21 protein-coding genes and 2 tRNA genes are annotated in these 26,150 nt (G+C 58.1%); 10 read left to right on the top strand and 13 right to left on the bottom strand.

The genetic code is table 11. The features are described from left to right. Window positions 1–86: 86 nt before the first annotated feature. From ACMG4N_RS09335 to ACMG4N_RS09315, 5 genes are all read right to left on the bottom strand, one after another. A complete protein-coding gene (locus ACMG4N_RS09335; protein WP_273008810.1) occupies window positions 87–1,463 on the bottom strand; it encodes a hypothetical protein in 1,377 nt (458 codons plus the stop codon). Window positions 1,464–2,127: 664 nt separating this feature from the next. Continuing rightward, a tRNA-Asp gene (locus tag ACMG4N_RS09330) sits at window positions 2,128–2,204 on the bottom strand. Window positions 2,205–2,238: 34 nt separating this feature from the next. Next, window positions 2,239–2,314, bottom strand: a tRNA-Val gene (locus tag ACMG4N_RS09325). A gap of 150 nt (window positions 2,315–2,464) precedes the next feature. Next, entirely contained in the window at window positions 2,465–2,659 is a 195-nt protein-coding gene (locus tag ACMG4N_RS09320) for a hypothetical protein (RefSeq protein WP_273008811.1), read from the bottom strand. After that, the gene (locus ACMG4N_RS09315; RefSeq protein WP_273008812.1) at window positions 2,649–3,245 is read right to left on the bottom strand and encodes a TetR/AcrR family transcriptional regulator; all 597 of its coding nucleotides are present in this window, start codon (window positions 3,243–3,245) and stop codon (window positions 2,649–2,651) included. Before ACMG4N_RS09315 ends, ACMG4N_RS09320 begins: the two co-directional genes overlap by 11 nt. Window positions 3,246–3,561: 316 nt before the next feature. On the opposite strand from ACMG4N_RS09315, the gene ACMG4N_RS09310 reads away from it, so the two are divergent. The 7 genes from ACMG4N_RS09310 to ACMG4N_RS09280 all read left to right on the top strand — a co-directional run bounded on the left by ACMG4N_RS09310 (window position 3,562) and on the right by ACMG4N_RS09280 (window position 14,569). Then, window positions 3,562–5,349, top strand: coding sequence for an acyclic terpene utilization AtuA family protein (locus ACMG4N_RS09310; RefSeq protein ID WP_414431378.1), 1,788 nt, complete (start codon window positions 3,562–3,564; stop codon window positions 5,347–5,349). Between the two features lie 115 nt (window positions 5,350–5,464). Continuing rightward, window positions 5,465–6,334, top strand: a complete 870-nt coding sequence (locus tag ACMG4N_RS09305) for an SDR family oxidoreductase (RefSeq protein WP_414431376.1) — start codon at window positions 5,465–5,467, stop codon at window positions 6,332–6,334. Then, window positions 6,334–7,944, top strand: coding sequence for an acyl-CoA carboxylase subunit beta (locus tag ACMG4N_RS09300; protein WP_414431375.1), 1,611 nt, complete (start codon window positions 6,334–6,336; stop codon window positions 7,942–7,944). Before ACMG4N_RS09305 ends, ACMG4N_RS09300 begins: the two co-directional genes overlap by 1 nt. A gap of 192 nt (window positions 7,945–8,136) precedes the next feature. Continuing rightward, entirely contained in the window at window positions 8,137–9,294 is a 1,158-nt protein-coding gene (locus ACMG4N_RS09295; protein ID WP_414431373.1) for an acyl-CoA dehydrogenase family protein, read from the top strand. A gap of 220 nt (window positions 9,295–9,514) precedes the next feature. Further along, window positions 9,515–10,321: an enoyl-CoA hydratase/isomerase family protein gene (locus tag ACMG4N_RS09290; RefSeq protein ID WP_414433311.1), complete on the top strand. Its 807-nt coding sequence runs from the start codon at window positions 9,515–9,517 to the stop codon at window positions 10,319–10,321. A gap of 163 nt (window positions 10,322–10,484) precedes the next feature. Next, window positions 10,485–12,440, top strand: coding sequence for an acetyl/propionyl/methylcrotonyl-CoA carboxylase subunit alpha (locus ACMG4N_RS09285; RefSeq protein WP_414431372.1), 1,956 nt, complete (start codon window positions 10,485–10,487; stop codon window positions 12,438–12,440). Between the two features lie 299 nt (window positions 12,441–12,739). Beyond that, entirely contained in the window at window positions 12,740–14,569 is a 1,830-nt protein-coding gene (locus ACMG4N_RS09280) for a long-chain-acyl-CoA synthetase (protein WP_297762747.1), read from the top strand. Window positions 14,570–15,913: 1,344 nt separating this feature from the next. On the opposite strand, the gene ACMG4N_RS09275 is transcribed toward ACMG4N_RS09280, so the two are convergent. The 3 genes from ACMG4N_RS09275 to ACMG4N_RS09265 all read right to left on the bottom strand — a co-directional run bounded on the left by ACMG4N_RS09275 (window position 15,914) and on the right by ACMG4N_RS09265 (window position 18,081). Next, the gene (locus ACMG4N_RS09275) at window positions 15,914–16,378 is read right to left on the bottom strand and encodes a phasin family protein (protein ID WP_297762745.1); all 465 of its coding nucleotides are present in this window, start codon (window positions 16,376–16,378) and stop codon (window positions 15,914–15,916) included. 165 nt (window positions 16,379–16,543) lie between these two features. Then, the gene (locus ACMG4N_RS09270) at window positions 16,544–16,861 is read right to left on the bottom strand and encodes a hypothetical protein (RefSeq protein WP_414431370.1); all 318 of its coding nucleotides are present in this window, start codon (window positions 16,859–16,861) and stop codon (window positions 16,544–16,546) included. Then, complete coding sequence (locus tag ACMG4N_RS09265; RefSeq protein WP_297762741.1) at window positions 16,861–18,081, bottom strand: DUF445 domain-containing protein; 1,221 nt, start codon at window positions 18,079–18,081, stop codon at window positions 16,861–16,863. Before ACMG4N_RS09265 ends, ACMG4N_RS09270 begins: the two co-directional genes overlap by 1 nt. Window positions 18,082–18,345: 264 nt before the next feature. Between ACMG4N_RS09265 and ACMG4N_RS09260 the strand changes: the two genes are divergently transcribed. After that, entirely contained in the window at window positions 18,346–19,101 is a 756-nt protein-coding gene (locus tag ACMG4N_RS09260; protein WP_297762740.1) for a hypothetical protein, read from the top strand. Between the two features lie 191 nt (window positions 19,102–19,292). Here ACMG4N_RS09260 and ACMG4N_RS09255 read toward each other — a convergent pair whose 3' ends face one another. Then, a complete protein-coding gene (locus ACMG4N_RS09255; protein WP_414431368.1) occupies window positions 19,293–19,616 on the bottom strand; it encodes a hypothetical protein in 324 nt (107 codons plus the stop codon). A 216-nt stretch (window positions 19,617–19,832) separates the two neighbouring features. On the opposite strand from ACMG4N_RS09255, the gene ACMG4N_RS09250 reads away from it, so the two are divergent. Then, window positions 19,833–20,525: a diguanylate cyclase gene (locus ACMG4N_RS09250; RefSeq protein ID WP_414431367.1), complete on the top strand. Its 693-nt coding sequence runs from the start codon at window positions 19,833–19,835 to the stop codon at window positions 20,523–20,525. A 131-nt stretch (window positions 20,526–20,656) separates the two neighbouring features. Here the strand turns inward: ACMG4N_RS09250 and cmoB are convergent, their stop codons facing one another. The 3 genes from cmoB to ACMG4N_RS09235 all read right to left on the bottom strand — a co-directional run bounded on the left by cmoB (window position 20,657) and on the right by ACMG4N_RS09235 (window position 22,990). Continuing rightward, complete coding sequence (gene cmoB, locus ACMG4N_RS09245) at window positions 20,657–21,625, bottom strand: tRNA 5-methoxyuridine(34)/uridine 5-oxyacetic acid(34) synthase CmoB (protein WP_414431366.1); 969 nt, start codon at window positions 21,623–21,625, stop codon at window positions 20,657–20,659. After that, window positions 21,625–22,356, bottom strand: coding sequence for a carboxy-S-adenosyl-L-methionine synthase CmoA (gene cmoA / locus ACMG4N_RS09240; protein ID WP_297762732.1), 732 nt, complete (start codon window positions 22,354–22,356; stop codon window positions 21,625–21,627). The genes cmoB and cmoA overlap by 1 nt, the downstream gene beginning before the upstream one ends. Window positions 22,357–22,543: 187 nt before the next feature. Beyond that, window positions 22,544–22,990 carry a hypothetical protein gene (locus tag ACMG4N_RS09235; RefSeq protein ID WP_297762730.1) on the bottom strand — a complete coding sequence of 149 codons (447 nt, stop codon included), beginning with the start codon at window positions 22,988–22,990 and terminating at the stop codon, window positions 22,544–22,546. Between the two features lie 186 nt (window positions 22,991–23,176). On the opposite strand from ACMG4N_RS09235, the gene ACMG4N_RS09230 reads away from it, so the two are divergent. Continuing rightward, window positions 23,177–23,518 (top strand): DUF1275 family protein, encoded by a 342-nt coding sequence (locus ACMG4N_RS09230; protein WP_414431363.1) that lies wholly within the window; start codon window positions 23,177–23,179, stop codon window positions 23,516–23,518. Here the strand turns inward: ACMG4N_RS09230 and ACMG4N_RS09225 are convergent. After that, window positions 23,508–26,066 carry an ATP-binding protein gene (locus tag ACMG4N_RS09225; RefSeq protein ID WP_414431362.1) on the bottom strand — a complete coding sequence of 853 codons (2,559 nt, stop codon included), beginning with the start codon at window positions 26,064–26,066 and terminating at the stop codon, window positions 23,508–23,510. The two genes, ACMG4N_RS09230 and ACMG4N_RS09225, sit on opposite strands and share 11 nt — an antisense overlap. Window positions 26,067–26,150: the final 84 nt, after the last annotated feature.

The raw sequence follows: 26,150 nt of genomic DNA, 5'->3' as shown, positions 1-26,150 counted from the left end.
TGTGACAACAACATCATGCTTTCAGCGTAGATAATGCAAAAAACCTACCATTTTTCAGTGAAGTGGCACTGAGTCACATCTGTTTATCAGCGAAAGCGCAGCACGTTATCGATCGCCGAGTCGTTGCGACAGTTTGGACAACGATTGGCATTGCAGTCGGAGACGCCGGGTTTGAACTGGTTAGGCACTTCCACCCGGATCACTCGCTTACCGCAGGGCTGTTGATCAGAGCCCACCGATACCTGGCACACGGGATTTTCATAATGGGCCAGCCAGGCCCGGTAGTGATCTTCAGTGACGAGACATTTACGCGCAGCGAAAGCCACTGGATTTTCCATGTAACTGCCGATCTGATCGGCCGAAATGGAAATATGCCCCGCACCGGGGTGGAAGGCGATAAAGCTGAGGCCGAGATTTTCCAGTTTTTCCAGCATCTTCTGGGCTCCAGTGCTGGCTTCCTTCACCCGATTTCGTTTTAGCTCGCCCAGTTCCTCCTTGAGCTGGTTAATCAGATCATCGCGGGTCAGCACATCCATTTCCTTGGCATGGATCTGCTCGGAAAGCTTCGCCCGTTCCTCCTCGATTCGCTGCTCCAGTGCCAGCTTGTACTGTTCGGTAAGCACTTCCAGTTCGCTGCCCTGAGTCTGGCTTTGGTGGCTCTGCTCCTCCAGGCTCTGAGTCAGTGAGACCACCTGAGCCTTGAGAGAATCATTCTGTTCACGCAACGCCCCATTCTGGGACTTGAGCGTCTTGAACTGGCCCAGAACCTTTTCCAGCTGAGCATTGAGGATTTCCTCCTTTTGCTGAGCGGCGTAGCGGAGTTGGCCCACTTCTTCGGACTGGGAATTTTCCAGTGTCTGTACCCGCAGGCGCAGCTCCTTGATAATGCGAGCCAGTCGCACCCTTTCTTCATCGGCCTCTTTCTTGCTCTCGTCATCGTCCGGGGCAATGGTGGGCGCTGCCGTTTCGGCACCAATGACTGGCGGCGCAGCGGCAGGGGTCGAATCCAGCTCGTCATCGATTTCCAGCCCCAGTTTCGGACCGCGCTCACGAATGGTGTCGCGAATGGCGATAAAGTCGTTGGCTCCCGGCTTCATGCCCGGATCCCACATCTGATCCTGGTGCCAGGCCACCGGACACTGGCTGCGGCAGGCCAGACGAATCGGCCCGGCCCCCATATCCGGCCCCTGCCCGGCATGTTCTGCCAGATGGCGCAGCGGCACATTCCAGGTGGTGTCGGCCATGCCGTCTTCATCAAAATCGATTGTAAAAAGGACCAGCGAACGTACCCGTAACTGACCATTCACCAGGCAGTAGGCACCGCGAACTTCCTTATCTGCAAATTCCGGCACACCCACCATGCCATCGAGGATCGCCTCAAAATCCGCATACAGCATGCTTTTGGTAATGCCCCGATGATCAAAAAACAGAATCGCTTCGGACGTCACGGAGGATAGAGGCATGTGTCCTTCCTTCCCTTGAGAATTATTGTAGTTGGCCACTGACTCGCCACAACATCACTCCCTGCAAGATCCAGAAAACACAGTAGCGACGGCAAAATCAGGGTGCTGCCAATTATAGTCAGCCCCTAATAAAAGAGTGTGACCTGAATGGCAGTAAAAAAAAAGCATACGAAAATGCGCCCATTACTATGCCGCAAAGCAGCTGACGAAGACCAATAACGGCATCACGTTGCCAGAATCAATGTGTATTGAAGGGGATGGGATCAAACCGCGAAGGATTAACAGATAGGGATGGAGACTGGAAAATCAGAGAGGGGTGGTACGGAGAGGAATCAGAGCTCCTCTCCGTCGTCCACCCAGCTGTCTTCTTCCTGCCACTCTTCCAGGCATTCCATCAGCTGCTTCTCTTCCAGTCGCTCTTCCAGATAGTCTTCCATTTGCTTGCCCTCCTTGTCTTTTTCAGTGTTGTGGGCCTGAAATTAGACAGGGTTTAGGTGACAAGTTCATGAAATAGAACGCATCACGCCTGATGCTCGACGTCGAATGCAATAAAACAGAGCAAGGCACAACGCACAGCCGCAATAGATCAGGCGTCAGACAAAGGATGACAGGGGAGCAGAAACAAAAAAGGCCCCCATAAATGGGAGCCTTTAATGCTGAATAGTGGCGGAGCGGACGGGACTCGAACCCGCGACCCCCGGCGTGACAGGCCGGTATTCTAACCAACTGAACTACCGCTCCACTTTTCCTTACGGAACTCTTCACTTACAAAATATGGTGGGTGGTGACGGGATCGAACCGCCGACCCTCTGCTTGTAAGGCAGATGCTCTCCCAGCTGAGCTAACCACCCGCATCGCGCTGCGAAGTGGGCGCCATTTTAGGGATTGGGCCGGGGGTGTCAACGGCTTTTTGCAGAAAAAAGTCCGTTTGCCTAGAAAATGGGCGGAACGGGCAAATCTTGCACAGAATAGCCAGAACAAAGCCGCTGCAGCTTGCCGTTTCAGCTTTCTTCCGCCTCCAGCGCCTCAATCTTCGCCTTTGCCTGCTCCAGGGTGAATCTGCCCGGTACCGCCTGCCCGCTCGGTTTGGCAATCAGGTAATGATGCACATCCAGCGCCCAGGTCTGACGGTTAAGCTCTCCTTCCTCGATAATGGAGTACCCGCTCTGTCCCCAGCCGATGGCATTACCGATCATGCTCACCCACCACACGGGCCAGAATAATGTCCGCCAGGTCATCCAGGGTCAGGGAACCGTCCCGATCAAACCAGTTGGGCGCCCAGCCTGTCATACCGGTTAGCAGGCGGCGAACGATGAAGGGATCATCCCGGAACGCCCCCTGCGTATGTAGCGCATTGAGCGCATCAAGCCACAGTTGCTCATAGATGGCGCGCAACTCCAGGGCTTTGCGCTGCCTGTCCTCACCGAGACAACGCCACTCTGTCACCAGCACGGTCATGGCTTCAGCGGTATCGCCGACAATAGACTGCAGTTCCGCACGGATCAGTGCCCGCAGTTGCCCCTTCGGTGAGACTTCAGCTGCAATAGCCCGGCGCAGGCGATCCGTATTGAACTGGATCACCTCTTCCATCACCGCAAAAAGGATATCTTCCTTACTCTTGAAATGATGGAAGATGGAGCCGCTCTGGATGCCCACGGACGCAGCGATATCCCTTACCGTGGTGCGATCAAAGCCCTTGTCGCGAAACAGGTGGGCCGCCGCACTGAGCAGGCGCCCGCGGGGAGAATCATCGATTCCATTAATTGCCAGTGACTCAGCCATTGGTATCCTCTTTTTTGTATCCCCGCATTATCCCGAGTCTGCCCTGCAAGCTGCAAGCACAGCACAATCACCATGCGCCCACTAAAAACCCCGTAGGAGCGCCGCTTGGGGCGCGAACCACACAGGTTCGAATTGCAGGAAGCGAGTTCCGCCATTCGCTGCTCGCGACTCGCATCTCTGCAAAGCCCTTCGCGCCTCAAGCTGCGCTCCTACAGCGGCTTCGAATAAATGCTCAGCAAGACATCTGGCTCTTTACAAACCAAGCGCTTGCTTGGTAGCTTACGAGACCACGCTTATACACGCAAATGGAGCCACCATGACCGAGCCCGTTCGCATCGGCTGTGCCGCCGGATTCTGGGGCGATACCAACAGCGCCGCTTTCCAGTTGGTCAAGCAGGCCGAGATCGATTATCTGGTGTTCGACTATCTGGCCGAGGTCACCCTGTCGATCATGGCCGGTGCCCGCATGAAGGACCCCAGCGCCGGTTACGCCCACGACTTCGTCAATAATGTCATGGCGCCGTTGGCCAAGGATATCAAAGCAAAGAACATCAAGGTGGTCAGTAATGCCGGTGGGGTAAACCCCCGCGCCTGCCGGGAGGCCCTGGAGAAGGTGTTCGAGGCCGCCGGGATCGAGATGAAAATCGCCCTGGTAGAAGGCGACGACCTGAACCCGCGCCGCAACGACTTTGCCGATGTGACGGAAATGGACACCGGCGCTCCCCTGCCCCCCATGACAGTCACCATGAATTCCTACCTGGGCGCCCTGCCCATCAAGGCAGCTCTGGATGCCGGTGCCGATATCGTGCTCACCGGCCGCATCGCAGATTCCGCCGTGGTACTGGGCCCCCTGATGCACGAATTCGGCTGGGCTGAAGACGATTACGACAAACTGGCCCAGGGCTCCCTGGCCGGCCATGTGATCGAATGCGGCGCCCAATGCACCGGCGGCAACTTCACCGACTGGCGCGATGTGCCTGACTTCCACAACATGGGCTTTCCCATTGCCGAATGTTTTGCGGACGGTCACTTCGTCATTACCAAGCCTGACAATACCGGTGGCCTGGTCAACACGGCCACCGTCGGAGAGCAGATCGTTTATGAAATCGGCGACCCCCGTGCCTACATGCTGCCCGACGTGGTCTGTGACTTTACCCAGGTAGAACTGGAACAGGTCGGCGACAACCGGGTTCGCGTCAGTGGCGCCCAGGGCCTGCCCCCCACCGACAGCTACAAAGTCTCCGCCACCTACCCGGACGGCAATCGCATCACCGCCTCCTTCCTGATGGGCGGCATCGACGCTCCGCAGAAAGGCCAGGTGGTCGCCGACGCCATCCTGAAAAAGGTGGCCGGCCTGTTCAAGCAACTGGGCATGGCACCCATGCGCGAGACCAGCGTGGAAATTCTCGGCAGCGAAACCACCTATGGCGCCCAGGCCCGTCGCGGTGACACCCGCGAAGTGGTGGTCAAGATCGGCGCTCTGCACGATGACAAGAAAGCCCTGGGGTTGTTTGCCAGAGAAATTGCTCAGGCCGCCACCGGCATGGCACCGGGACTGTCCGGCCTGGTAGGCGGACGCCCCAAGCCGTTCCCGCGCATTCGTCTGTTCTCCACCCTGGTCAGCAAGAACAGCATTCCGGTTACCGTGGACCTGGGCGGCGACACCTTGCCGGTGACCATCCCGGCCGGTACACCGTTTGATGCCAACACCCTGCCAGAAGACAACCGGGGCGACATCGCTACCGGCGAGGTGGCCGTGCCACTGATCAAACTGGCCTGGGCGCGAAGTGGCGACAAGGGCAACCACGCCAATATTGGCGTCATCGCCCGCCAGCCGGAATACCTGCCGTACATCAATGCCGCCCTGACGGAAGACGCCGTGGCCGACTATATGCAGCACGTGCTCGACCCGGACACCGGCAGCGTCAGCCGCTGGTCACTGCCGGGCATGAATGCCTTTAACTTCCTGCTGAAGAATGCCCTGGGCGGCGGGGGCATTGCCTCCCTGCGCATTGACCCGCAGGGCAAGGCGTTTGCGCAGCAGTTGTTGGATATGCCGGTGAAAGTGAGTGAAGAAATCGCCAAGACACTGACTGACAATTGATGATGTTGTGGGAAGTCATGCTGTGCATGACGAATCGGCGTTAACAGCAGTCAACGTTATTCGCGATGCAAGCATCGCTTCCCACAAGGAATGAACAAACCAAGGATTAACGACAATGTCATACCGTTCCGTATTCAAGCCCGACCTGTTTGCCGGCCAGAACATCATCGTCACCGGCGGTGGCTCCGGCATCGGTCGCTGCACCGCCCATGAACTGGCTTCCCTTGGAGCCCGCGTGGTATTGGTCGGTCGCAAACAGGAAAAACTGGATGCCGTGGCGGCGGAGATCGAGGAAGACGGCGGCCAAGCCATCGGCTTCACTTGCGACATCCGTGACGAAGAGGTGGTCAAGGCCACCGTTGCCGAGATCTACAAAGCCGTGGAGGTAGTTCACGGCCTGGTCAACAACGCCGGCGGCCAGTTCCCCTCGCCACTGGCGCTGATCAACCAGAAAGGCTGGGAAACCGTGGTGCGCACCAACCTCACCGGCGGCTTCCTGATGGCCCGGGAAGTGTTCACCCAGGGCATGAACCGCAACGGCGGCGCCATCGTCAACATCGTCGCCGACATGTGGGGCGGCATGCCCGGCATGGGCCACTCCGGCGCCGCCCGGGCCGGCATGGTCAACTTCACCCAGACCGCTTCCTACGAGTGGGGCAGCTGCGGGGTGCGCGTCAATGCCGTGGCACCGGGCTGGATCATGTCCAGCGGTATGGACACCTACCCGGAAGGCTTCAAGCAGACCCTGAAAACCCTGCGTGCCGCCGTACCGCTCAAACGCATGGGGAACGAATCCGAAGTGTCCGGTGCCATCTGCTTCCTGCTCAGCGATGCCGCCGCCTTTATCAGCGGCGACACCCTGCGCATCGACGGCGCCGCCAGCCAGGGCAATGTGGCGATCTTCCCGCTACCCGACCACGACAAGAGCGAGCCGTTTGACGGCTTCCACCGTGCCACCACCCCCGATGTCTTCAAGGACCTGTAATGTCAGTCATTGAATCCGCACTGGACCCGAACAGCGAGGAATACCAGCAGAACCGCGACGCTCTGCTGGCAGCCGTGGAAGAGTTCCGCGCCATTGAGCAGGCCGTGGTGGATACCGCTGAAGGCAAGCGTGCCAAATTCGAGAAACGCGGCCAGCTGCTACCCCACGAGCGTATCTCGCGCCTGCTAGACACCGGCTCGCCATTCCTGAGCCTGATGAACCTGGCCGGCTACAAGATGCACGACGACAAGGACGGCACAGAAGCCGGCGGCGGCACCATTGCCGGCATCGGCTATGTGTCCGGCGTGCGCTGTCTGGTCACCGCCTCCAATTCCGCCATCAAGGGCGGCACCATTTCGCCCTCCGGCCTGCACAAGACCCTGCGCCTGCAGCGCATCGCCATGGAGAACAAGCTGCCGGTAGTCAGCCTGGTGGAATCCGGCGGCGCCAACCTGAACTATGCGGCAGAAGTATTCGTGGACGGCGCCCGCACCTTTGCCAACCAGGCACGACTGTCCGCTGCCGGTATCCCGCAGATCACAGTGGTTCACGGCAACGCTACAGCCGGTGGCGCCTATCAGCCCGGGCTGTCTGACTATGTGGTGGTAGTACGCGAGCGCGCCAAGATGTTCCTGGCCGGCCCGCCCCTGCTGAAAGCTGCCACCGGCGAAATCGCCACCGATGAAGAGCTGGGTGGCGCCGAAATGCACGCCGGCACCGCCGGCACCGCCGAATACCTGGCGGAAAACGATGCGGACGGCATTCGCCAGGCCCGGGATCTGGTCAAGCTGCTGGGCTGGCGCCGGGCAGCACCGGATAGCGACGACATTGCGCCGCCCCGCTACGCAGCCGAGGAATTGCTCGGGGTGGTGCCCGCCGACGCCAAGAAACCCTACGACGTGCGTGAGATCATCGCCCGCATCGCTGATGGCTCCGACTTCCTGGATTTCAAAAACGACTGGGACAGCGCCACTGTGTGCGGCTGGAGCACCATCGAAGGCAAGCCCGTGGGCATCATCGGCAACAATGGCCCGATCACCCCGCGAGGCGCTGCCAAGGCCGCCCAGTTCATCCAGCTCTGCGACCAGACTCGCCGACCATTACTGTTCCTTCACAACACCACCGGCTTCATGGTGGGCACCGACGCGGAACAGAACGGCGTCATCAAGCACGGTTCAAAAATGCTGCAGGCTGTGGCCAACGCCCGGGTGCCGAAAATCTCCATTGTCGTCGGTGGCTCCTACGGCGCAGGCAACTACGCCATGTGCGGGCGAGGCCTTGATCCGCGCTTCATCTTTGCCTGGCCCAACTCCAAGGTTGCCGTCATGGGCGGCCAGCAGGCCGGCATGGTGCTGCGCATCGTGGCTGAGGCCAAACAGCGAGCCAACGGCATTGAGCCTGACGAGAAGGTGCTCGACATGCTTCAGCAGACCACCGCCCAGAAACTCGACAGCCAGTCCACCGCGCTCTACGGCACGGCCCGGCTATGGGACGACGGCATCATCGACCCCCGCGACACCCGCCGCGTGGTCGCTTATGCCCTGGACATCTGCGCCGACGCTCAGCAGCGCGAGCTGCACCCGAATGCGTTCGGGGTGGCGAGACTTTAGAGGCAATTAATAATTAAGAATTAATAGTTAATAACGTGAAAACCACATCCCGTTTTCACCAAACGAAAGGCCTCAAAGGGGTCTCGTTATTAACTATTCACTATTAATTATTAATTCACGCACCGGCATCGCCAGGTAGCACAGGCACAACAGAACACAACGTACTTCATTGAACAAAACAGGACGCTTCCCATGCTTTTCACTCAAGAACACGAAGAACTGCGCCGCACAGTACGCAACTTTGTCGAGAAAGAACTGAACCCCCACGTCAAGGAATGGGAAGAAGCCGGGCGCTTTCCCATCCATGAGGTGTTCAAGAAAATGGGCGATCTGGGTCTGCTCGGGGTGACCAAGCCGGTCGAGTTTGGTGGCATGGGGCTGGATTACTCCTATGGCATGGTGATGGCCGAAGAAATGGGGCGCACTCACTGCGGTGGTGTCCCGCTTTCCACCGGGGTGCAGACCGACATGGCCACCCCGGCCCTTGCCCGTTTCGGCTCCGACGAGCTGCGTCAGAACTACCTGGCCCCGGCCATTGCCGGTGACATGGTGGCCTCCATCGCCGTATCCGAACCTCATGCGGGCTCCGATGTGGCCGCCATCAAGACTACCGCCACCAAGGACGGCGACGACTACGTGATCAACGGCACCAAGATGTGGATCACCAACTCGCCCAGCGCCGATTGGTTCTGCCTGCTTGCACAAACCTCAGACGGCAAGCCGCACATGAACAAGTCATTGATCATCGTGCCGAAGGACGCCGCTGGCATCACCGTGGACAAGCCCCTGCACAAGCTGGGCATGCGCTCCTCGGAAACCGCCCAGGTGTTCTTCGACAACGTGCGCGTGCCCCAGCGCAACCTGATCGGCCAGGAAGGCATGGGCTTCATGATGCAGATGATGCAGTTCCAGGAAGAGCGCCTGTTCGCCGCCGCCAACAGCCTGATGGGCATGCAGCACGTGATCGACGAAACCATCGCCTATGCCAAGGACCGCCAGGTGTTCGGCATGCCACTGATCGACAACCAGACCGTGCACTTCCGTCTGGCGGAACTGCAAACCGAAGTGGAATCCCTGCGCGCCCTCACCTACCGGGCCTGCGAAATGTACATCAGCGGCAAGGATGTGCTGCAGCTGGCGTCCATGGCCAAACTGAAAGTCGGTCGTCTGAGCCGAGAAGTAGCCGATGGCTGCCTGCAGTACTGGGGCGGCAACGGCTTCATGTGGGACAACCCCGCCGGCCAGCTTTACCGCGATGGCCGTCTGGGCTCCATCGGCGGCGGCGCCGACGAAGTCATGCTGGGCATTATCTGCAAGACCATGGATATCCTGCCAGGCAAGAAAAAATAACAGGACACCCCGGCCCCGGAATACTGCCCGCTGTAGGAGCGGCGCTTAAGCCGCGAAAACCCAGGAGCGAGAAGCGAGTTACGAGAAGCGAAATGCACAACCGAACCATCGTGTTTCAGGTTTTCGGGCCTCGTAACTCGCGCCTCGCAACTCATATTCTGTTCGCGCCTCAAGCGGCGCTCCTACAGCGGCCCTGTAGACATGTTGAGAGGAGCGCATGATGACGCTACCGAAAACAGACACCTTACAGCTGAACCAGGACGGCCCGGTTCTGCATATCACCCTGAACCGCCCCGACAGCCGCAACGCCATGAGTCTGACCATGGTCAACGAGTTGATGGCGGTGTTCGAAGCGGTGAAGGATGACACCGGCGTGCGCGCTATCGTGCTGCGTGGCGCTGGAGGTCACTTCTGTGCCGGCGGCGATATCAAGGATATGGCCGGCGCACGCCAGCAGGCTGCCAGCGGCGACAGCGATGCCTTTGAGAAACTGAATCGCCGTTTCGGGGAAATGATCACCGCCGCTAATCATCAGCCCCAGGTGCTGATTACCGTGCTGGAAGGCGCGGTACTGGGCGGCGGGTTTGGTCTGGCCTGCATCTCCGATGTGGCCATCGCCCACAGCGGCGCCACCTTCGGCCTGCCGGAAACCGGCCTGGGGGTGATTCCCGCCCAGATCGCCCCCTTTGTCGTAGAGCGTATCGGCCTGACCCAGGCCCGGCGGCTGGCCCTCACCGGCATCCGCTTCCAGGGCGAAGAAGCCCGGCGACTGGGCATCGTTCACGAAGTGGCAGCTGACGCAGACGGCCTGGATGTCCTGCTGCAAGACACCCTGAACGCGGTGCGCAAATGCGCACCCCATGCCAACCGGGTGACCAAACAGCTGGTGCTGAACGTGGGCCATGAACCCATGGAGGTGTTGCTGGACCAGGCGGCGAAGGATTTCGCCGCCGCCGTGAACAGCGAAGAAGGCCAGGAAGGCACCATGGCGTTCGTACAAAAACGCCCTGCGTCCTGGAACAGTTAAGTGCTTGCCTCCAGAGAAGCACTGTCTTTGTGGGAAGCTATGCTTGCATAGCGAATGAGGGTGCCACCCGCTTCATCATGCAAGCATGATTTCCCACAAAAACCAGAGCCTCCCGGCCAACATGTTTTCTCCGGGGCCGCCCGGATTACGGTAAGGAACCACAATGAGCTTTGAAAAAATCCTGATTGCCAACCGTGGCGAGATTGCCTGCCGGGTCATCGCCACCGCCCAGTCACTGGGCTACCGGACCGTGGCGGTCTATTCCGAGCCGGATGGCGGTGCCCGTCACGTGCAACTGGCCGACGAAGCCGTCTGTGTAGGCCCGGCACTGGCCAGCGCCTCCTACCTGAATGTGGATGCCCTGCTGGATGCCTGTCGCAAGACAGGCGCCGATGCGGTGCATCCCGGCTATGGCTTTCTGTCTGAAAACGCCGGGTTTTCCAAGGCCTGCAAGGATGCCGGTATCACCTTTATCGGCCCCGATGAAGATGCCATCCACTTGATGGGCTCCAAGCGCCTGTCCAAGATCGCCATGATCGAAGCCGGCGTGCCCTGCATTCCCGGCTACGAAGGCGAAGACCAGAGCGACGCCACACTGCTCAAGGAAGCCGAACGCATCGGCCTGCCGCTGATGATCAAGGCCAGTGCCGGCGGTGGCGGTCGCGGCATGCGCGTGGTCACCGATGCCAGCGAGATTTCCGCCCAGCTGAAAAGCGCCCGCCAGGAAGCGAAAAGTGCCTTCGGCAGCGACGAGCTGATTCTGGAGCGCGCCGTGATGCAGCCACGCCATGTGGAAATCCAGGTATTCGGCGACCGCCATGGCAACGTGATCCATCTGGGTGAGCGGGACTGTTCGGTACAACGTCGCCATCAGAAGGTGGTGGAAGAGGCCCCCTCTCCGGCCGTGGACGAGGCCCTGCGCCAACAGATGGGCGAAGCCGCGGTCAATGCCGCCAAGGCCTGCAACTATGTGGGGGCCGGCACGGTGGAGTTTCTGCTGGCGCCGGAAGGTGATTTCTTCTTCCTGGAAATGAACACCCGCCTGCAGGTGGAGCATCCGGTTACCGAGTTGGTCACCGGCCTGGACCTGGTGGCCTGGCAGATCAAAGTCGCTCGCGGCGAGCCCCTGCCCTTGAGCCAGGACCAAGTCACGCTCACCGGCCATGCCATGGAGGTGCGCCTGTACGCGGAAGACCCGGCGCAGAATTACATGCCGCAGACCGGCCCGGTACTGTGCTGGCAGCCAGCCAGCGGCGATGGCGTGCGCATCGACCACGGCCTGACGGAAGGCTATGAGGTGGGCAGCCACTATGACCCCATGCTGGCCAAGATCATTGCCGTGGGCGATAGCCGTGAAGACGCCCGGCGACGCCTGATCCGTGCTGTGGAGGACACCGTATTGATGGGAGTCCGGGATAACCGGACCTTCCTGGCCGCTATTCTGCGTCACCCGGTATTTGCCCAGGGCGAAGCGACCACGGCATTCATTGGGCAGGACTTTGCCGACGACGCCAGCATGGCCGGCGAGGCTCCTTCCAGCCAACTCTGGGCCCTGGCCGCCCTGCTCCGCTGTGAAGTGGAGACACCGGCAGCCGAGCTACGTGGCTGGCACTCCAGCACCCTGGGGGCTCAACCGGTCCAGCTTCGCTGTGGTGAACACGAACAAACCGTATATATCCGCTATCGCGATGACCATGCCGAGCTGATGGTCGGCGAGAACAACCACCACATCGAGCCTCTGGGCCCGGGCCTGGCCAGCATTGACGGCATTCGCCAGCGCTACCAGATGTTCCAGGATGGCAAGCAAAGCTGGCTGCAATGCCAAGGCCACAGCGTCTGTTTCGAGGATGCTACCCATAGCGCAGCGGGCGCCAGCGATCAGGCCGGCTCCGGCCAGATCCGCGCGCCCATGGATGGCGCAGTGATCGAGGTATGCGCGAAGGCCGGTGAGGCCGTGCAGCGGGGGCAAGTGCTGGTAATCATGGAAGCCATGAAGATGGAGCATAGTCTCAAGGCGGACTGTGATGGCACCGTGGAATCAGCGGATCTAGCGGTTGGCAGTCAAGTGAAACGCCAGCAACTACTGGTCAGCATCAAGGCGGACAACCCGGAGTCATAATCCGTCAATGACATTTTACGAACGGAGAGGGACACTCCACTGTGATTCAATAGTTTGCACCGGGCAGATAAGGCCAAAACGGACCGCCGCAATCTGCCCTGGCACTGCGGCCGGGCAAGGCTCTTGCCCTGCCCTGGTGCTACGGTTAAGGTAAGCGCCCGCTTGCCAATACTGGGTTCCCGGCTGAACAGCCTTCGGATAACCGCTTACATGCCGTGATCGAATGACTGGCCTGTATCGACTCATCCTGTGGTGTTTTGTGCCTGGGCCTTCCAAGAACACAGACTAATGGAGATCCTATGAGCAACGCCGACATCATCACGTTGCCCAAGCTTCTGTCCAAGGTTCCCGAGGTGGTCAGCAATCTGCCAGGCCTGATCAAGGGCTCGCGGATGGCCAAGATCACTGACACGACCAAGCCTCTGGGGCTGGGCATGGCCATCGAGCGAGCCACCGGCATGAACCCCAACGGCGCCGCCCTGATCTACGAAGACACCGAGCTTACCTACAAGCAGTTCAATGCCTGGGCTAACCGACTGGCAGATTACCTGGCCTCCATCGGCCTGAAAAAAGGCGACACTATCGCCGTCAACATCGAAAACCGCCCGGAACTGCTCGTCACTGTAGCCGCCTGTGCAAAACTGGGCGTCTGCGCTGCGCTGATCAATACTTCCCAGCGTGGCAAGGTACTGGTCCATTCTTTCAATCTGGTGAAACCCAAGGCCGCCATTATTGGTGAGGAATTGGTAGACGCCGTGGAAGAGATCCGTGGCGACCTGGACCTGAAGGACAATTTCTTTTTCTTCGCCGACCAGGACACTCTGGAAAACCCGGGTGAGGCTCCCGCCAGCTACAAGAACCTGGCCAGCGAAATCAAGGACTGCTCCAGCGAGAACCCGGCTTCCAGCAAGCAGACTTTCCTGCGCGATCCGCTGTTCTATATTTATACCTCCGGCACCACTGGCCTGCCCAAGGCCGTGGTGTTCAACCACGGTCGCTGGGAAAAAGCCTACGGTGGCTTCGGTTATTCAGCGGTGCGTCTTAACGCTGACGATCGCCTTTACACTACCCTGCCCTTCTACCACGCCACCGGCATGGTCATCTGCTGGGCGTCTGTGCTGGCCCCTGCCGGCACACTGGTACTGGCGCGCAAGTTCTCCGCCAGCGGCTTCTGGGAAGATATCCGCCGCCACGGCTGTACCGCGTTCGGTTATGTGGGCGAACTGTGTCGCTACCTGCACGAACAACCGGAAAAGCCCAACGACCAGGACAACAAGGTTCATACCATTGTCGGCAACGGCCTGCGCCCGAGCATCTGGAAAGAGTTCAAGGATCGTTTCGGCATTGACCGCGTGGTAGAGCTGTATGCCTCTTCCGAAGGCAACGTGGCCTTTACCAATGTGTTCAACTTCGACAACACCGTAGGTTTCTCTCCGGTCAGCTATGCCATCGTCAAATACGACAAGGAACGGGACGAGCCGGTACGCGACAGCAATGGCAACATGATCAAGGTGGGCAAAGGCGAATCCGGCCTGATGCTCGGCGAGATCACCGACAAGACGCCGTTCGACGGTTACACCGACCCGGAGAAGACCGAGAAGTCCATCTTCCGTGACGTCTTCAAGAAAGGCGATGCCTGGTTCAACACCGGTGACATGATGCGCGATATCGGCTTCCGCCATGCGCAGTTCGTGGACCGTCTGGGTGACACCTTCCGCTGGAAAGGCGAAAACGTGTCCACCACCGAAGTAGAGCAGATTCTGGATGGCTATGACGGCATTCAGGAGTCCGTGGTCTACGGGGTAGAAATCCCCAACACCAATGGCCGGGCCGGCATGGCACAGGTTCGTCTGACCTGCCATCACAGCGAATTCGACTTCCAGGGGCTGTGTGCCTACCTGAAGCGTGAGCTGCCCCATTACGCCATTCCCGTGTTCCTGCGGATCAACGAGCAGGCCATGGAGACCACTGGCACCTTCAAGCACCAGAAGAACAAACTGAAAGAGCAGAAGTACGACCTGAGCCAGCAGGACAATGCGGTCTACGTATTGCTTCCCAAGGCCAACTGCTACCAGCAGCTGGACAAGGAGAGCCAGGAAAGCATCGATAACGGCGAGCACCGTTTCTGATCTTTCTCTTGCTGAAAAAAGGGTGCCTTCGGGCACCCTTTTTTTTGTTCATCATGGACTAGCGGGAACGCAAACGACCCGCTCCTGGGTAAGAATTCGAGCGTCTTGCCCCTCGCCCCCTTTCGGATACCGAACCTCAGATCTGGATCACCGACGCCACGCATTGCGTAGTGTGCACTGGGCCCAAGGCGAACTGCACACCACATCCAGGAAGCCGCCGGTGCTTGCGGCCATTTAGAGACTCATCTCGGCCTTGAGGGAGAGGAATCATGCAGCACGTTATTCTCCTCGCTCACGCGGCACCCGGGAGAGCAATTTGCCTTTGGTAGACGTCTCGCAACACAAACCCCACCCCCATAACCAGCCGCGCTGGACAACGTCCTGCACCAACGCACAACAGAGATAATTCTTCCACACCCCAACAACTATCCCCATGCTCTGTGGACAACTCTGTGCAGGACCTCAGGAAAACACTCTACAGCCCTCTTATAGCAAGCACTTCAGCTGTTTGCATGATTTTCCACCAGGACAGGGATTGACACTTTCCTCAACTCTCGGAGCGCATCAGCACAATCACAGGGGATTACTCACAAATTCTGTGGATAAAATTGTGGAAAAGCTGAGAAGAACCGTCTGTAGCCCCCGGCAAAAGGCCTTTCTCACTTAATGGTGGATAATTACACATATCGTAAATCTTATTATTCTCAGCAACTTAGCGGTGATTTTTTAGCCATGCCAGGTGACAACCGGATGACAGCCAGTTGCATGCGTCCGATAACAGCCTTGTGTAAAAACGCCATTTTCTTGTCGTAAGCAGGCCGTTCAGCTAGCCGATCATTACCACACATCGGCACAATCCTAACTTCTGAATTCTTTTCCACAGAAGCTGTGGATAACCCTGTGCATAGCCGGTACACAACCGCCCTATCTCACCGGTTTTTCACGGCTATTGACGACATGCCTATTTTTTAACCAATCAATAAATTCATTATATTTCATGTAGTTACGCTGTTTTTTATGAGCTATTCACGGGTTTGTCATATTTTATTGCAGAAAAAGCCCATTGACAGAAACCTGTGAACAAAATTGGGGCATGAAGACGTTACCAAGGGTGACAGCGTGGCACAGTCGTTCCGAGTCAATCAGGGCCGCACCCGCGATGAAAGCATCCCTCACCAACGGTCACTGAGACAGAGCGTCTGTACCTATGGATATCCTGCCTGGGCGACGCTTCGTCGCGAGAGAGCTTATTTCGAACATAAAAAAAACGGGTACCAAGGGGGTACCCGTCAAAAGACACCACTAAGGGGTTAGCGGTGTGCGCTACAACACTGTTTGGACGCCTCAGCTCTTCTTGCGGCTGCGGCGTTTTGGAGTGTCGGATTCAGAGGAAGCACTGACATCTTCCTCGGCTTTGCTCAGTGCACTGGTAAGCTCGTGAACCCGTTTCTCCAGCTCTTCGACTTCCCGTTTGTTGGGGAGCCCCAAGCGGGACAACGCCTTGTTCAGGCGATCGTCGAAGGCCTTCTCCATCTTGTCCATGGTCTCGCCGGTATGATGGCGAACCCGTTCCTTAATCTCTTCCACCCGGGACTCGGTCTTGTCCTTGGTGTGACGTTCCACTTCTCGGCCTGCTTCAACCAGGGCATCAAAAAAGCCGCTACCCTCTTCCTCGGCCCGTGCGAACGCCCCCAGACCGGCAAGCCAGATCTGGTGGGTATACTTGCGAATATCTCGTGAAGCTCCACTAAGAGCCTTCAGCGGGCTAGGATTCCGCTCTTCTTTTTCGTTCTGCTTATCGTCGGACATGATCCAAACTCCGAAGGTAATTCCACGAGCAGATGCAGCGCAGCAACAAGCAACGGCATCAACGCGAGGGAGTAAATTATAGGGGGGTAGTAAAGCAGGTTTGCACAGGTTTGTCTGACAATTGCTCAATGATCGTTTATGTGATCAATTTCTCATCAGATCAGGCTACTGTTCATCCAGATCATCATTATCATCCGGCCGCCGATTGCCGATCAGGCCCATGCCCCGGGCCAGATCCCGGGCGCTGTTGCGGATCACTTCCCGGGAGCGGCCGGTAAGCAGATCGACAATCCGCTTCCTCAGGCGCTCTTCCAACTGGTTGGCACCCTCTTCAAGACGGCGATCCACCTTGCGTTCAATTTTGGGCCCCAGATAAAAATGGCCAATCAAGCCCATGAGGGCCAGGGTCAGCAGAGAAGACGCTCCCGCCGCTGCAAACAGCAGCCACCCCAGAGTGGCTATATCTATCTGCAGCGTTTCCATCAGGCCGCTCCGAACATGAACAGCAGCTGCCCGACCCCGGCCATGGCACCCAGAAAGCCGCCTACCACGATCAGAATCCACTCATCTTCCTGGAAGGCCGGCCGCAGCAGGTCCTGGAATTCTTCCGAGCTGAGCGCCTGCATCCGTTCAGCCATGAGCCTCTCGACAATCAGGCCCCGCTCTTTGTTGAAGCCCTGATCTTCAAACGGCTCCACGGCAAGATCCACTGCTTTGTCTTCCACCGCTTTCTTGAGATCCGCGTAACCCTCAGGGCCCACCGTCAACTGGGCAGCCGTGCGCACCACACCACCATTGAGCAGTGGTTTGAGATGGCGTTTGATCAGGGCCTTGGTGCGATCTCCACGGGGACCGTTAACCACCTGGTACATGATATTGCGTAGGGTGATCACTTCATCCGTCGCAAGGCGCGCGAAGGATTCGGCCACATCCTTCTGCCGCTTCAGGAACAGCCCCTGAATGCGGAAAGGGCCGATTTTTACCGGATTGAGCGGCCGGAAAATCAGGTTGAGAGCCAGCCAGTTGGTGGCAATACCAACGATAAAACCAAAGAACGGCAGCACCCAGTTTTCCGGCACAAAGATGAACACCGGCACCTGAATCAGACCGAACAGGAAACCGAAGTAGAAACCGGAATTGGTAATGAAACGAAATTCAGGATCACCCACTTCCTGGAACATCTGCACCATGAGCGCTTTGTCTTCGCTCATCTGCGTGATGACCATGTGCTTCATGTCCACCAGGCTGTCCAGATTGCGGCTGATGTCATCAACCACATTGTCCATGACCGCTGGAATTGCCCGGCGTGCGCGGGCGTAGACACGCTTGCGCACCAACAGAGGCAGATTCTCCCAGAGCACAGCATTGCGCTCGGTCATCACCTCGTCGGTGTACTCTTCAATTCGTAGCTGGATGGTGCGGGTGAGGTGGGCGGATATCTTTTCCGGCTCCATCTCGCGAAAGAACTCGTCCAGACTGCCCAGTTTGGAAAGGGCCTTGTCGACAACTATACCTGCCATCTTCTCGACCTTGGAGGGAATGATCCCCTGCCAGCCGAAAATGGGCCGAATACCAATGAATTCCAGTGGATAGAACGTCATTTTGACGGCCATCCAGTTGGTGATCCACCCTACGGCACCGGCGATAAAAGGTATACTGACGTACTTCCAGAAGTCCGGGTACGAAAGCAATGATTCCAGCATTGAAAAACAACTCCCCTCCAAGGGCTTATGCACTGTAACGCGACAGTGCCAAGACAAACATATCCCGCTTTCGCCAATCCCGGTCTAAAAAGCCAATGTCGTTTTAAGGCAGCAACCTATCATGGGAGGTGCCCTTTATTATAAAAGTGCCTAGTATAGGTAGCTGGCACCCTAAATATAAGCAAGATAACGTAATTTTTGGCAACAAATCGGGACCCGAAGCGACAGCGCGGCCCCATTTCAGGACAGGATTTTCCGTCACTTATGCCTCAGACCGGTAGTTTTCCCCAGCTGATTGTGCTTGGTGGTTTGGAGAGCGCGCTCAATCAAGCGCTCACAGGTAGCCAGCCCGGCCGCGACAGGTTAGCCGCTCTGCACGGCACTGTCGTGCGGATTCGTGCTGAGCGCCCGCTCTGGGTGCTCTATGTGCTGATCTATGAAGATGGCGTGGAGCTGCTGACCGACTACGAAGGCAACGTGGATATCCGTGTCCGCGGCCCTATGGGAGCTATGGTGCACTGGCTGTTTGCCAGCGAGCCACTGACCGATCATGAATCCCTGCGCGTTACCGGCAGCGACAGGCAAATCGCCCAGCTCACCGACCTGATTGAAAATTTCAGCCTGTGGCCACTGGTTCGCAACTGGCTCGACGACCATGTCCGGCTCAAGGAGTTGCTCGACCTGCTGCGCCGTGAAGACCCGGTGTGGCTGGAGAAACTGGCCACCCTGCCTCAGCAAGTCGGAGAACTGGCAGAACAGGTGGCTCGTCAGCAGCTGATTCAGGAAGACATCCTCGAGGAGCTGCGTCACCTGCGCGGCGAATTACGACGAGCTCGCAAGCTGGACCAGTTCTTCACCCTCACCGGTACCCTGCTGATTCTGCTGTCGCTACTCAAGGCCTCCTCACTGTGGGAAACCACCTTGCAGGCATTGCAGCAGGATGTGTTGTCCCTCGCCATGCTCAGCCTTGGTATTGCCTTCCTGCTGGCTCGACTGCTTCCCGCCAGGGGCAGGCTGTAGCACTGAACGATGAGCTGCGAGGCGGGTTAGGCCAAGGCCTATCGTTCTTTCTGGAACCTGTCGAGCGCAGAGATTCCTGATCGCCCTGCGGGCGATATCCTTGCTGTGCAAGGTTCGCGGCTCAAGCGCCGCTCCTACAGCAGCTTCGTAGATATCTCTGGCTTGCCCTATCCAACCCGTGTAGCTCGTAGCTATCGATTCTTCTTCGGTGCACCAAAAATCTGCCCGAGGCGTTCGCCGACCAGCTCCGCGCTGGAACGGGCCAGGCTGCGGCTGGCGCCTTCCAGCACTTCCCGGGTATCAAGATTACGGACGCCATCCACCAGGCCGCGGCGCACTCCCTCTTCCACCCGCGAAGAAAGCACCTCAGCGGCTTTTTCCACCTGCTCATCCAGCTCTTTTTGCATGTTGTCACGCAACCGCGGCTGAAAGTAGAAACGCCCCCAAAGCGCCACCACCGCCAGTGTCATGGCCGAGCTCAACACCGCCGTCGCGATCACCAAGATTATGGACATGTCCTCACTCCTTCTTTCCATCCGCTCTAATTGGCTGATTAACAACCGGTTTTGGTAACAGAGCAAGACAATGTTGTTAAATAAAGTATGCGCGCAATGCCCACCCCAAGGGAATTGATTAGAGTAAAAACCAAGGGAAAGGATGCCCACTGTTAAGAGCCCGTACACGCTCCCACGAATGGAACGTCATCTTAATGTGTGGTCCCGAGGTACCCAATGACTGCCGTGACAACCAGCAGCAGCACAAGCAGCCATAGCCAGCAGATGATTCACCAGGCGATGTCTCTGTGTCGGCGACATCAGCAGCCCCTCAGCATTCTCGCTATCCGATTTCAGGAGCTGGGATCCGTCAAGGCGGATATCGGTGCCGAGCGAATTCAACGCCTGCTTGCAAAAGTTCTGCATCAAATGCATGCCACCAAACGCTGTGAAGACGGTCTGGTGAGCTGCCAGTCAGGGCAATCCCTGTTCGTAGTCTTGCCGGCCACCGCCGTGGACGGCGCCATGGCAATGGCGCAACGCCTACAACAGTGGTTCAGCAGCCAGGAATTCGAGCTGGATGAGTTCTGCATTTCCCTGCCGACACGCATCGGCGTGCATTGTGCCAGCCAACGGGAAGAGGAAGGCGTGGTGCAGCTGCTTAATCGGGCATTCAATACCCTGGAAGACACCACGGAAACGACTCATATTGCATTGAGTGGATCAGCACACAAACAACTGGCCGCGCTGCAATCCGCCCCCGAGGCAACCGGCCAACTGTCCCGGCAGCTGCTCGAGTTGGCCAATGACACCGATCAGACCTCGCTCATGGAAGTGCTGTCTCCTGCCTTATCCGTTCTGGATGAACGTCTGAGGCTAAAGCTGGTAGATCAGTTACTGGAAGCATCGACCCAGGCGAAGGCGATCTGAAAAGAGTGACAATATTGCCGCTGCGCTCATCGCGCCCTGCAAAGACCGCCCCTCCTGCCTCAGTCATTGGGCAAAGAATGCTATGCGCTTTTATGGTAAGGATTTTCTCTATCTCTGGCTTGCACAGCAGGTCAGGGTTTGCGGGCAATGAGCACGGCCCGGCGAGGCGCTGGATAACCTTCCCGGGTCAGGGTCGGGTCGTCCGCGTCCAGAAAATCCGGTAACGACTGGAACCGCATCCAGTCCGTGGCTCGCTGCTCTTCAACCGTAGTATCGCTCTCATCCACACAGCGAATATCCACAAAACCACAGCGCTGTAGCCAGCGCTCGAGCATCGCCACGGAAGGCAGGAAAAACACATTGCGCATCGCCGCGTAACGGTCCTCGGGCATCAGCACGGTCTGTGCATCACCCTCCACCACCAGGGTTTCCAGCACCAGCTCTCCCCCTTCGCTCAACACCGCTTTCAGTTCCAGCAGGTGATCCAGCGGGGAACGGCGATGGTAGAGCACGCCCATGGAAAACACCGTATCGAAATTCTCCGTCTGCGTCGGCAACTCTTCCATCCGCAACGGCAGAAACCAGACCGCGGTGGAAGGCGAAAAGCGGCGCACCGCTAGGTACTGCACCAGAAACAGGATGGTCGGATCGATTCCCACCACCTGCTGCGCACCGGCCGCCGCCATTCGCCAGCAGTGATAGCCGCTGCCACAACCCACATCCAGCACACGCCGCCCGGCCAGGGGTGACAAATGCGGCGCCACCCGCTGCCACTTCCAGTCAGAGTGCCACTCGGTGTCGATCTGCACGCCGAAGAAATTAAAGGGCCCCTTACGCCAGGGAATCAATCCCTCCAGGGCGCCTTTCACGACTGCCGGATCAACCTCACCGGGCTTTCCAATGCGCAGGGTATCCGCCGCGAGATCACAGTCCGCCGGCCCCTCGGGCAGCGCGTTGAGCGCTGCCATCCAGCGGGGCAAATCACCATGGGGCTTGTCCAGCAGGCGCTGCCGGCACAGGGCCATTAGCGTGTCCCGCTGGGGCTGGGCATAGAGTTCCCGCAGCGCGGTGTCGCACTGCTGCAGATAATCCTTCAGCATCAGCGCACCGCCAGCAGAGAGATGAAATTGAAGCAGCGGAACCAGACATGGATCTCCCGATAACCCGCCTGGCGCAGGCGTGCTTCATGATCCGCCAGGGTTTCCGGTATCAGCACGTTTTCCAGCGCGGTGCGTTTCTGGCTGATCTCCAGATCCGAATAACCATTGTTACGCTTGAAGGCATGGTGCAGCTCGGTCTGCAGGGCATTCTCCGCATCATCGGCAAAGCGGATCTTTTCCGACAGCACCAGAATCCCGCCAGGGACGGTAGCGTCGGCAAGGCGCTGGATCAGGGCGTCGCGCTTGTCCGGTGCGATGAACTGCAAGGTGAAATTGAGCACCGCCATGGAGCACGGCTCGAAATCCATGCTGGCCACATCGCCCTCCAGCAGACTGACCCGCTCGCTTTGCCCGGTTTGCGCAATCAGTGTGCTGGCCTGACGAATCATGGCCGCAGAATTATCCACGGCAATCAACCGGTTGCCCTGATCTGCCGTTAGCGTTGCCATGGCCGTGGTCGCTGCACCCAGAGAGCAGCCGAGATCATAGAGGCAGGTATCCGGCTGGGCATAACGAGCCGCCAGCACCCCTATCATGTCAATGATAGTGGGGTAGCCGGGCACAGAGCGGCGAATCATGTCCGGGAAGACACGCACCACGGTGTCATCGAACGAGAAACGGGTCACCTGCTGGTGCGCCGTGGCGTAAATGCGATCCTGCTGATCAGACATAGGGGTTCCGGTATCACAATGCGGGGCGAATTATAGCGGGTGATACCGGTGGGTAGAAATGGGGACAACACAGATCGCAATCAGTGCAGCCCCTTCAGTTCTCTGTGGGAGCGGTCGTTCGACCGCCATAGCTTCGGGCAAGGGTCGCGGTCGAACGACCGCTCCCACAGCAAAGCCAGAATTTGCCTTACTTCAGGCTGATCCGCAGGTTCGGGTTGAAATCTTCGTCGGCCAGGTCGCTCAGGTAGCTTTGCACAAAATCCTGAACGTCGCTGTCACCCTGCTCGCCAAGGCGCCGAAGGGCTTCTTTCAGGGGCAGGGTCTGCCCATGGAGCGCTACCTGGGAGGCGCTCAGGTTAAGGCCCAGGTCAATCACTGCGTACTCCAGATTCTCTGCCTGACGGGCCAGCACCATCTTTTCCAGCACGCTGCTGCCATCTTGGCAGGACAATGAGAGCACTTGCTCACCGGAGGTTAGCGCCAGCTCATCGCTTTCAATCAAATCATCGACCAGGGCGCCGAAAGCACTCTCCTGGCTCGCCGCCAGACACAGCCGCTCGCTCATGCCGCTACTGATTTGTGCATGGGCCGGCAGCGCCAGCACGACAAACAGGACAAAAGACAAATAACGCATGCAGGAACCCTCTATCCCAAAACCCGGAAGACACAATCGTCAGAGGCGGATTATACGAATTAAACACTACATAAGTTAACCACCCTCACACATAAAGATGGCAAAAAAGTGACGAAATGCAATATTCTGGCTTCATACGGCAGTCATTAATCCTTCCTAGAATCTCTGACAAAACAGGCATAACTATTGCTTAGGCTATCAAACAAGATCACTTGCACGATTGGAGATATCGATATGCCCGCTTTCCGCAAGCATGACTCCGCCAATGCCCTGACCTGCGGAGCCCTGCTTCTGATGCTATGTGGAGTGATGCTGGCTTTACAGGATGTGCAGTGGCAACTGGTGAGCATGGCCAGTTTCCATGCCGGCGTGATTCTGACCGCCGTGGCTCTGTGTTTTCATGGATGGCGGCGTCATCGGGCCTGGCGCCTGGAACTCCTGGTGCTGATGACACTGGGGTTACTGGTAACAGTGGCACCCTTGATGCCTCTTCCCTTTCAGGATTTTCTCGAATACCTCACGCCTTGATGTCCATGTACCGAGAAATGGCATCGCGCATAGCGGTCAAAGAAAGCGGTTTGATCAACTGGCCGTTCATTCCTGATCGCTGTACCCGCCCTCCCAGCTCGGATACCGCATGGGCGCTCAGCGCAAGAATCTGGCAAGGAGGCCAGTGTTCGCGTTCTTCACAATCGCGCATTCGCCCGGCACTGGTGAACCCGTCCATCACCGGCATGTCCAGGTCCATCAGTACCAGGTCATAAGCACCCGCAGCGTCCTGGAACATGTCCAGCGCACGGGCGCCATCCTCGGCAATATGAATCAGGCTGATTCCCAGCCGCTCCAGATACCCCTTTGTCACCATCTGGTTTACCGGGTTGTCCTCCACCACCAGCACCCGCAGTGCGGCAACGGCTTCTTCCCCTTCCACCTGTGAAATAATCGGAATACTACTGGGCATCTGTCGACCCAGTAACTGCTTGAGTTCATTGACTGTAAGCACCGACCGCCGCAGCAAATGCACCTGTGGGGGCAGCCAGTCGGGAGCGTGCGAGCGCATCCCGGTAAGCAGCAGAATCTGCAGTGGCACCTGACTGAGGCGCACCAGCTGCAGGGTTTCTTCCAACAGATCTCGGTCAGGCATACCGTTGATCAACAGAACCCCAGCCCCTTCCAGTGACCCCAGCGCCGCCAGTTGCGAGCTGTTACTGACCCGCTGAACCGCCTGAAACCGCCGGTCCGCCAGCATCCAGTCCGCCAGATTACCCTGCACATCCCACAACCAGGCCGGTGGCGCCTCCTGCTCCATCGTGGGCACATCCACCTTGTCCGCTGGCATCTGAACGCTGAAGCTGAAACGAGCCCCCTTACCGGGGGCACTTTCCACACGGATGTCTGCCCCCATCAGGGCCACCAGTTCACGGCTGATCGACAATCCCAGCCCCGTGCCGCCAAAGCGTTTCGCCGTATCCGCCGAGGCCTGGGCAAAATGCTGAAACAACCGGGCTTGCTCTTCCTGGCTGAGGCCAATGCCGGTATCGGTCACGGCAAAGCTGAACAAGGGCTGTTCATGACTCACCTGACGATAGGCCAGAGACAGTACCACTCTGCCGTTACGGGTGAATTTGACCGCATTGCCCAACAGGTTGATCAGCACCTGGCGCAGCCGGGTAGGATCACCCACCACCCGGGAAGGCGTATTGCTGTCCATATCGAGCAGCACCAGGGTACCGTTATCACTGGCGGGCAGATTGAACATCTGGGCGCACTCGGCCATCAGCAGGGGCAGATCAAACGGCTCTTCCACCAACTGCAATTTGCCGGCCTCAATCTTGGCGAAATCGAGTACATCATTGATCAGCGCGGTGAGGGTGCGCCCGGCACTGTCGATCAGGCTGATGTATTCCTGCTGTCGGGGCGTAGGGTCGGTTTCACGTAACAGCTCTGCCAGACCGATCACCCCATTGAGGGGAGTACGAATTTCATGGCTCATGCGAGCAAGGAACTGGCCCTTGGCCAGACTTTCTGCCCGAGCACTGATGGCGCGGGAATTGGAGCGGTAAACCAGCAGCGCCAAACCCAACACCAGGGCATAGAGCAACAGCACCGCCAGCATCAGGAAAATGCTGCCTCGCAGTTTCTCCTGGCGAGTGTGCTCTACCAGCTGTACTGACAGCTCTACCAGGTTGTCAGACAAGCCATCCAGGGACTGCATGGCGTGGCGGCTGCGATCGTAGGCCTGTTCCCAGCTTACCTGGACCCGGGGCGCCAGAATCAGCTCTTGTTCAGACCATAATAGAAACCGTTGCAGTTCGTCCTTCACCAGTCGCCACTGCTGTTGCAGCTCAATGGCGCCGGTTCTCGCGGACAGCGCCTTGATCTCGCTGTCGATGACCGAGAGCTGCTGCTGCAGACGCTGCCAGGCATTTTCCAGACGACGGGCGTCGTTATCCCCCAGGTATCCTCCACGCTGGCTGACATAAAGCGCCAGGGCACGAATCAACCCGATGTCATTTTGTGCCTGACGAAACGAGCCCAGCGTCAGGGACAACACTTCATTGGGCTCCAACCCCTCCCCCACAGACATATCCGAAGCGATCAGTACTGAGGAAAGGGCATTGCCCAGACGCTGGGCAATGCGATTGACGTTATCGTAGGGGCCCGCCACGTCTTCCAGGGGAATCCCGGTTTTCACCGTCAGGCCAGACCAGGTTTCGCTGAGCAGCCCTGCCTGATCATTCAGGCCGGGAATATCCCGTTCACGCACCTGCTCCAGAAAGGCCTGTAAGCGGCTGTCCGCTCTCGCCCCGCTAAGTTCAAAGCGGGACACGATCTCCGGATGCTGGGTATGAATCATCACCGGAGCCAGGTCACGCATGTCATCCAGGGGCGAAAAGGCAGCCAGACCACTTTCGAACAACCTGAGATCGCCCTGCATGGTCTTGTAACCCGACAGCAGATCCAGACGGTGTTGAACCATCAGGAAAGACGCAATCGCAAAGGGGACGGTAATAATGGCAAACAGCAATGCCATTGCAACGCCAGTGCGCATACCGTTATGTGATGGTTTTTCCATCCGCCTTTCCCTATAAAGGGTATCCTCATCGGGTAACTTGTATTGTGCCACCAGAAAATCGCCGCCACATCAGGAAAACCCGGA

The sequence above is a fragment of the Alcanivorax sp. IL2 genome (assembly GCF_047495475.1).
Classification (GTDB): Bacteria; Pseudomonadota; Gammaproteobacteria; order Pseudomonadales; family Alcanivoracaceae; genus Alcanivorax.
Note: the sequence above shows the minus strand (reverse complement) of the source record. Positions and strands in the feature narration are given on the sequence as shown.

Coding starts and splice junctions, on each gene's coding strand:
- ACMG4N_RS09335 (WP_273008810.1), bottom strand. CDS start 1,463: ATGCCTCTATCCTCCGTGACGTCCGAAGCGATTCTGTTTTTTGATCAT.
- ACMG4N_RS09320 (WP_273008811.1), bottom strand. CDS start 2,659: ATGATCGGTAATGCCATCGGCTGGGGACAGAGCGGGTACTCCATTATC.
- ACMG4N_RS09315 (WP_273008812.1), bottom strand. CDS start 3,245: ATGGCTGAGTCACTGGCAATTAATGGAATCGATGATTCTCCCCGCGGG.
- ACMG4N_RS09310 (WP_414431378.1), top strand. CDS start 3,562: ATGACCGAGCCCGTTCGCATCGGCTGTGCCGCCGGATTCTGGGGCGAT.
- ACMG4N_RS09305 (WP_414431376.1), top strand. CDS start 5,465: ATGTCATACCGTTCCGTATTCAAGCCCGACCTGTTTGCCGGCCAGAAC.
- ACMG4N_RS09300 (WP_414431375.1), top strand. CDS start 6,334: ATGTCAGTCATTGAATCCGCACTGGACCCGAACAGCGAGGAATACCAG.
- ACMG4N_RS09295 (WP_414431373.1), top strand. CDS start 8,137: ATGCTTTTCACTCAAGAACACGAAGAACTGCGCCGCACAGTACGCAAC.
- ACMG4N_RS09290 (WP_414433311.1), top strand. CDS start 9,515: ATGACGCTACCGAAAACAGACACCTTACAGCTGAACCAGGACGGCCCG.
- ACMG4N_RS09285 (WP_414431372.1), top strand. CDS start 10,485: ATGAGCTTTGAAAAAATCCTGATTGCCAACCGTGGCGAGATTGCCTGC.
- ACMG4N_RS09280 (WP_297762747.1), top strand. CDS start 12,740: ATGAGCAACGCCGACATCATCACGTTGCCCAAGCTTCTGTCCAAGGTT.
- ACMG4N_RS09275 (WP_297762745.1), bottom strand. CDS start 16,378: ATGTCCGACGATAAGCAGAACGAAAAAGAAGAGCGGAATCCTAGCCCG.
- ACMG4N_RS09270 (WP_414431370.1), bottom strand. CDS start 16,861: ATGGAAACGCTGCAGATAGATATAGCCACTCTGGGGTGGCTGCTGTTT.
- ACMG4N_RS09265 (WP_297762741.1), bottom strand. CDS start 18,081: ATGCTGGAATCATTGCTTTCGTACCCGGACTTCTGGAAGTACGTCAGT.
- ACMG4N_RS09260 (WP_297762740.1), top strand. CDS start 18,346: ATGCCTCAGACCGGTAGTTTTCCCCAGCTGATTGTGCTTGGTGGTTTG.
- ACMG4N_RS09255 (WP_414431368.1), bottom strand. CDS start 19,616: ATGTCCATAATCTTGGTGATCGCGACGGCGGTGTTGAGCTCGGCCATG.
- ACMG4N_RS09250 (WP_414431367.1), top strand. CDS start 19,833: ATGACTGCCGTGACAACCAGCAGCAGCACAAGCAGCCATAGCCAGCAG.
- cmoB (WP_414431366.1), bottom strand. CDS start 21,625: ATGCTGAAGGATTATCTGCAGCAGTGCGACACCGCGCTGCGGGAACTC.
- cmoA (WP_297762732.1), bottom strand. CDS start 22,356: ATGTCTGATCAGCAGGATCGCATTTACGCCACGGCGCACCAGCAGGTG.
- ACMG4N_RS09235 (WP_297762730.1), bottom strand. CDS start 22,990: ATGCGTTATTTGTCTTTTGTCCTGTTTGTCGTGCTGGCGCTGCCGGCC.
- ACMG4N_RS09225 (WP_414431362.1), bottom strand. CDS start 26,066: ATGGAAAAACCATCACATAACGGTATGCGCACTGGCGTTGCAATGGCA.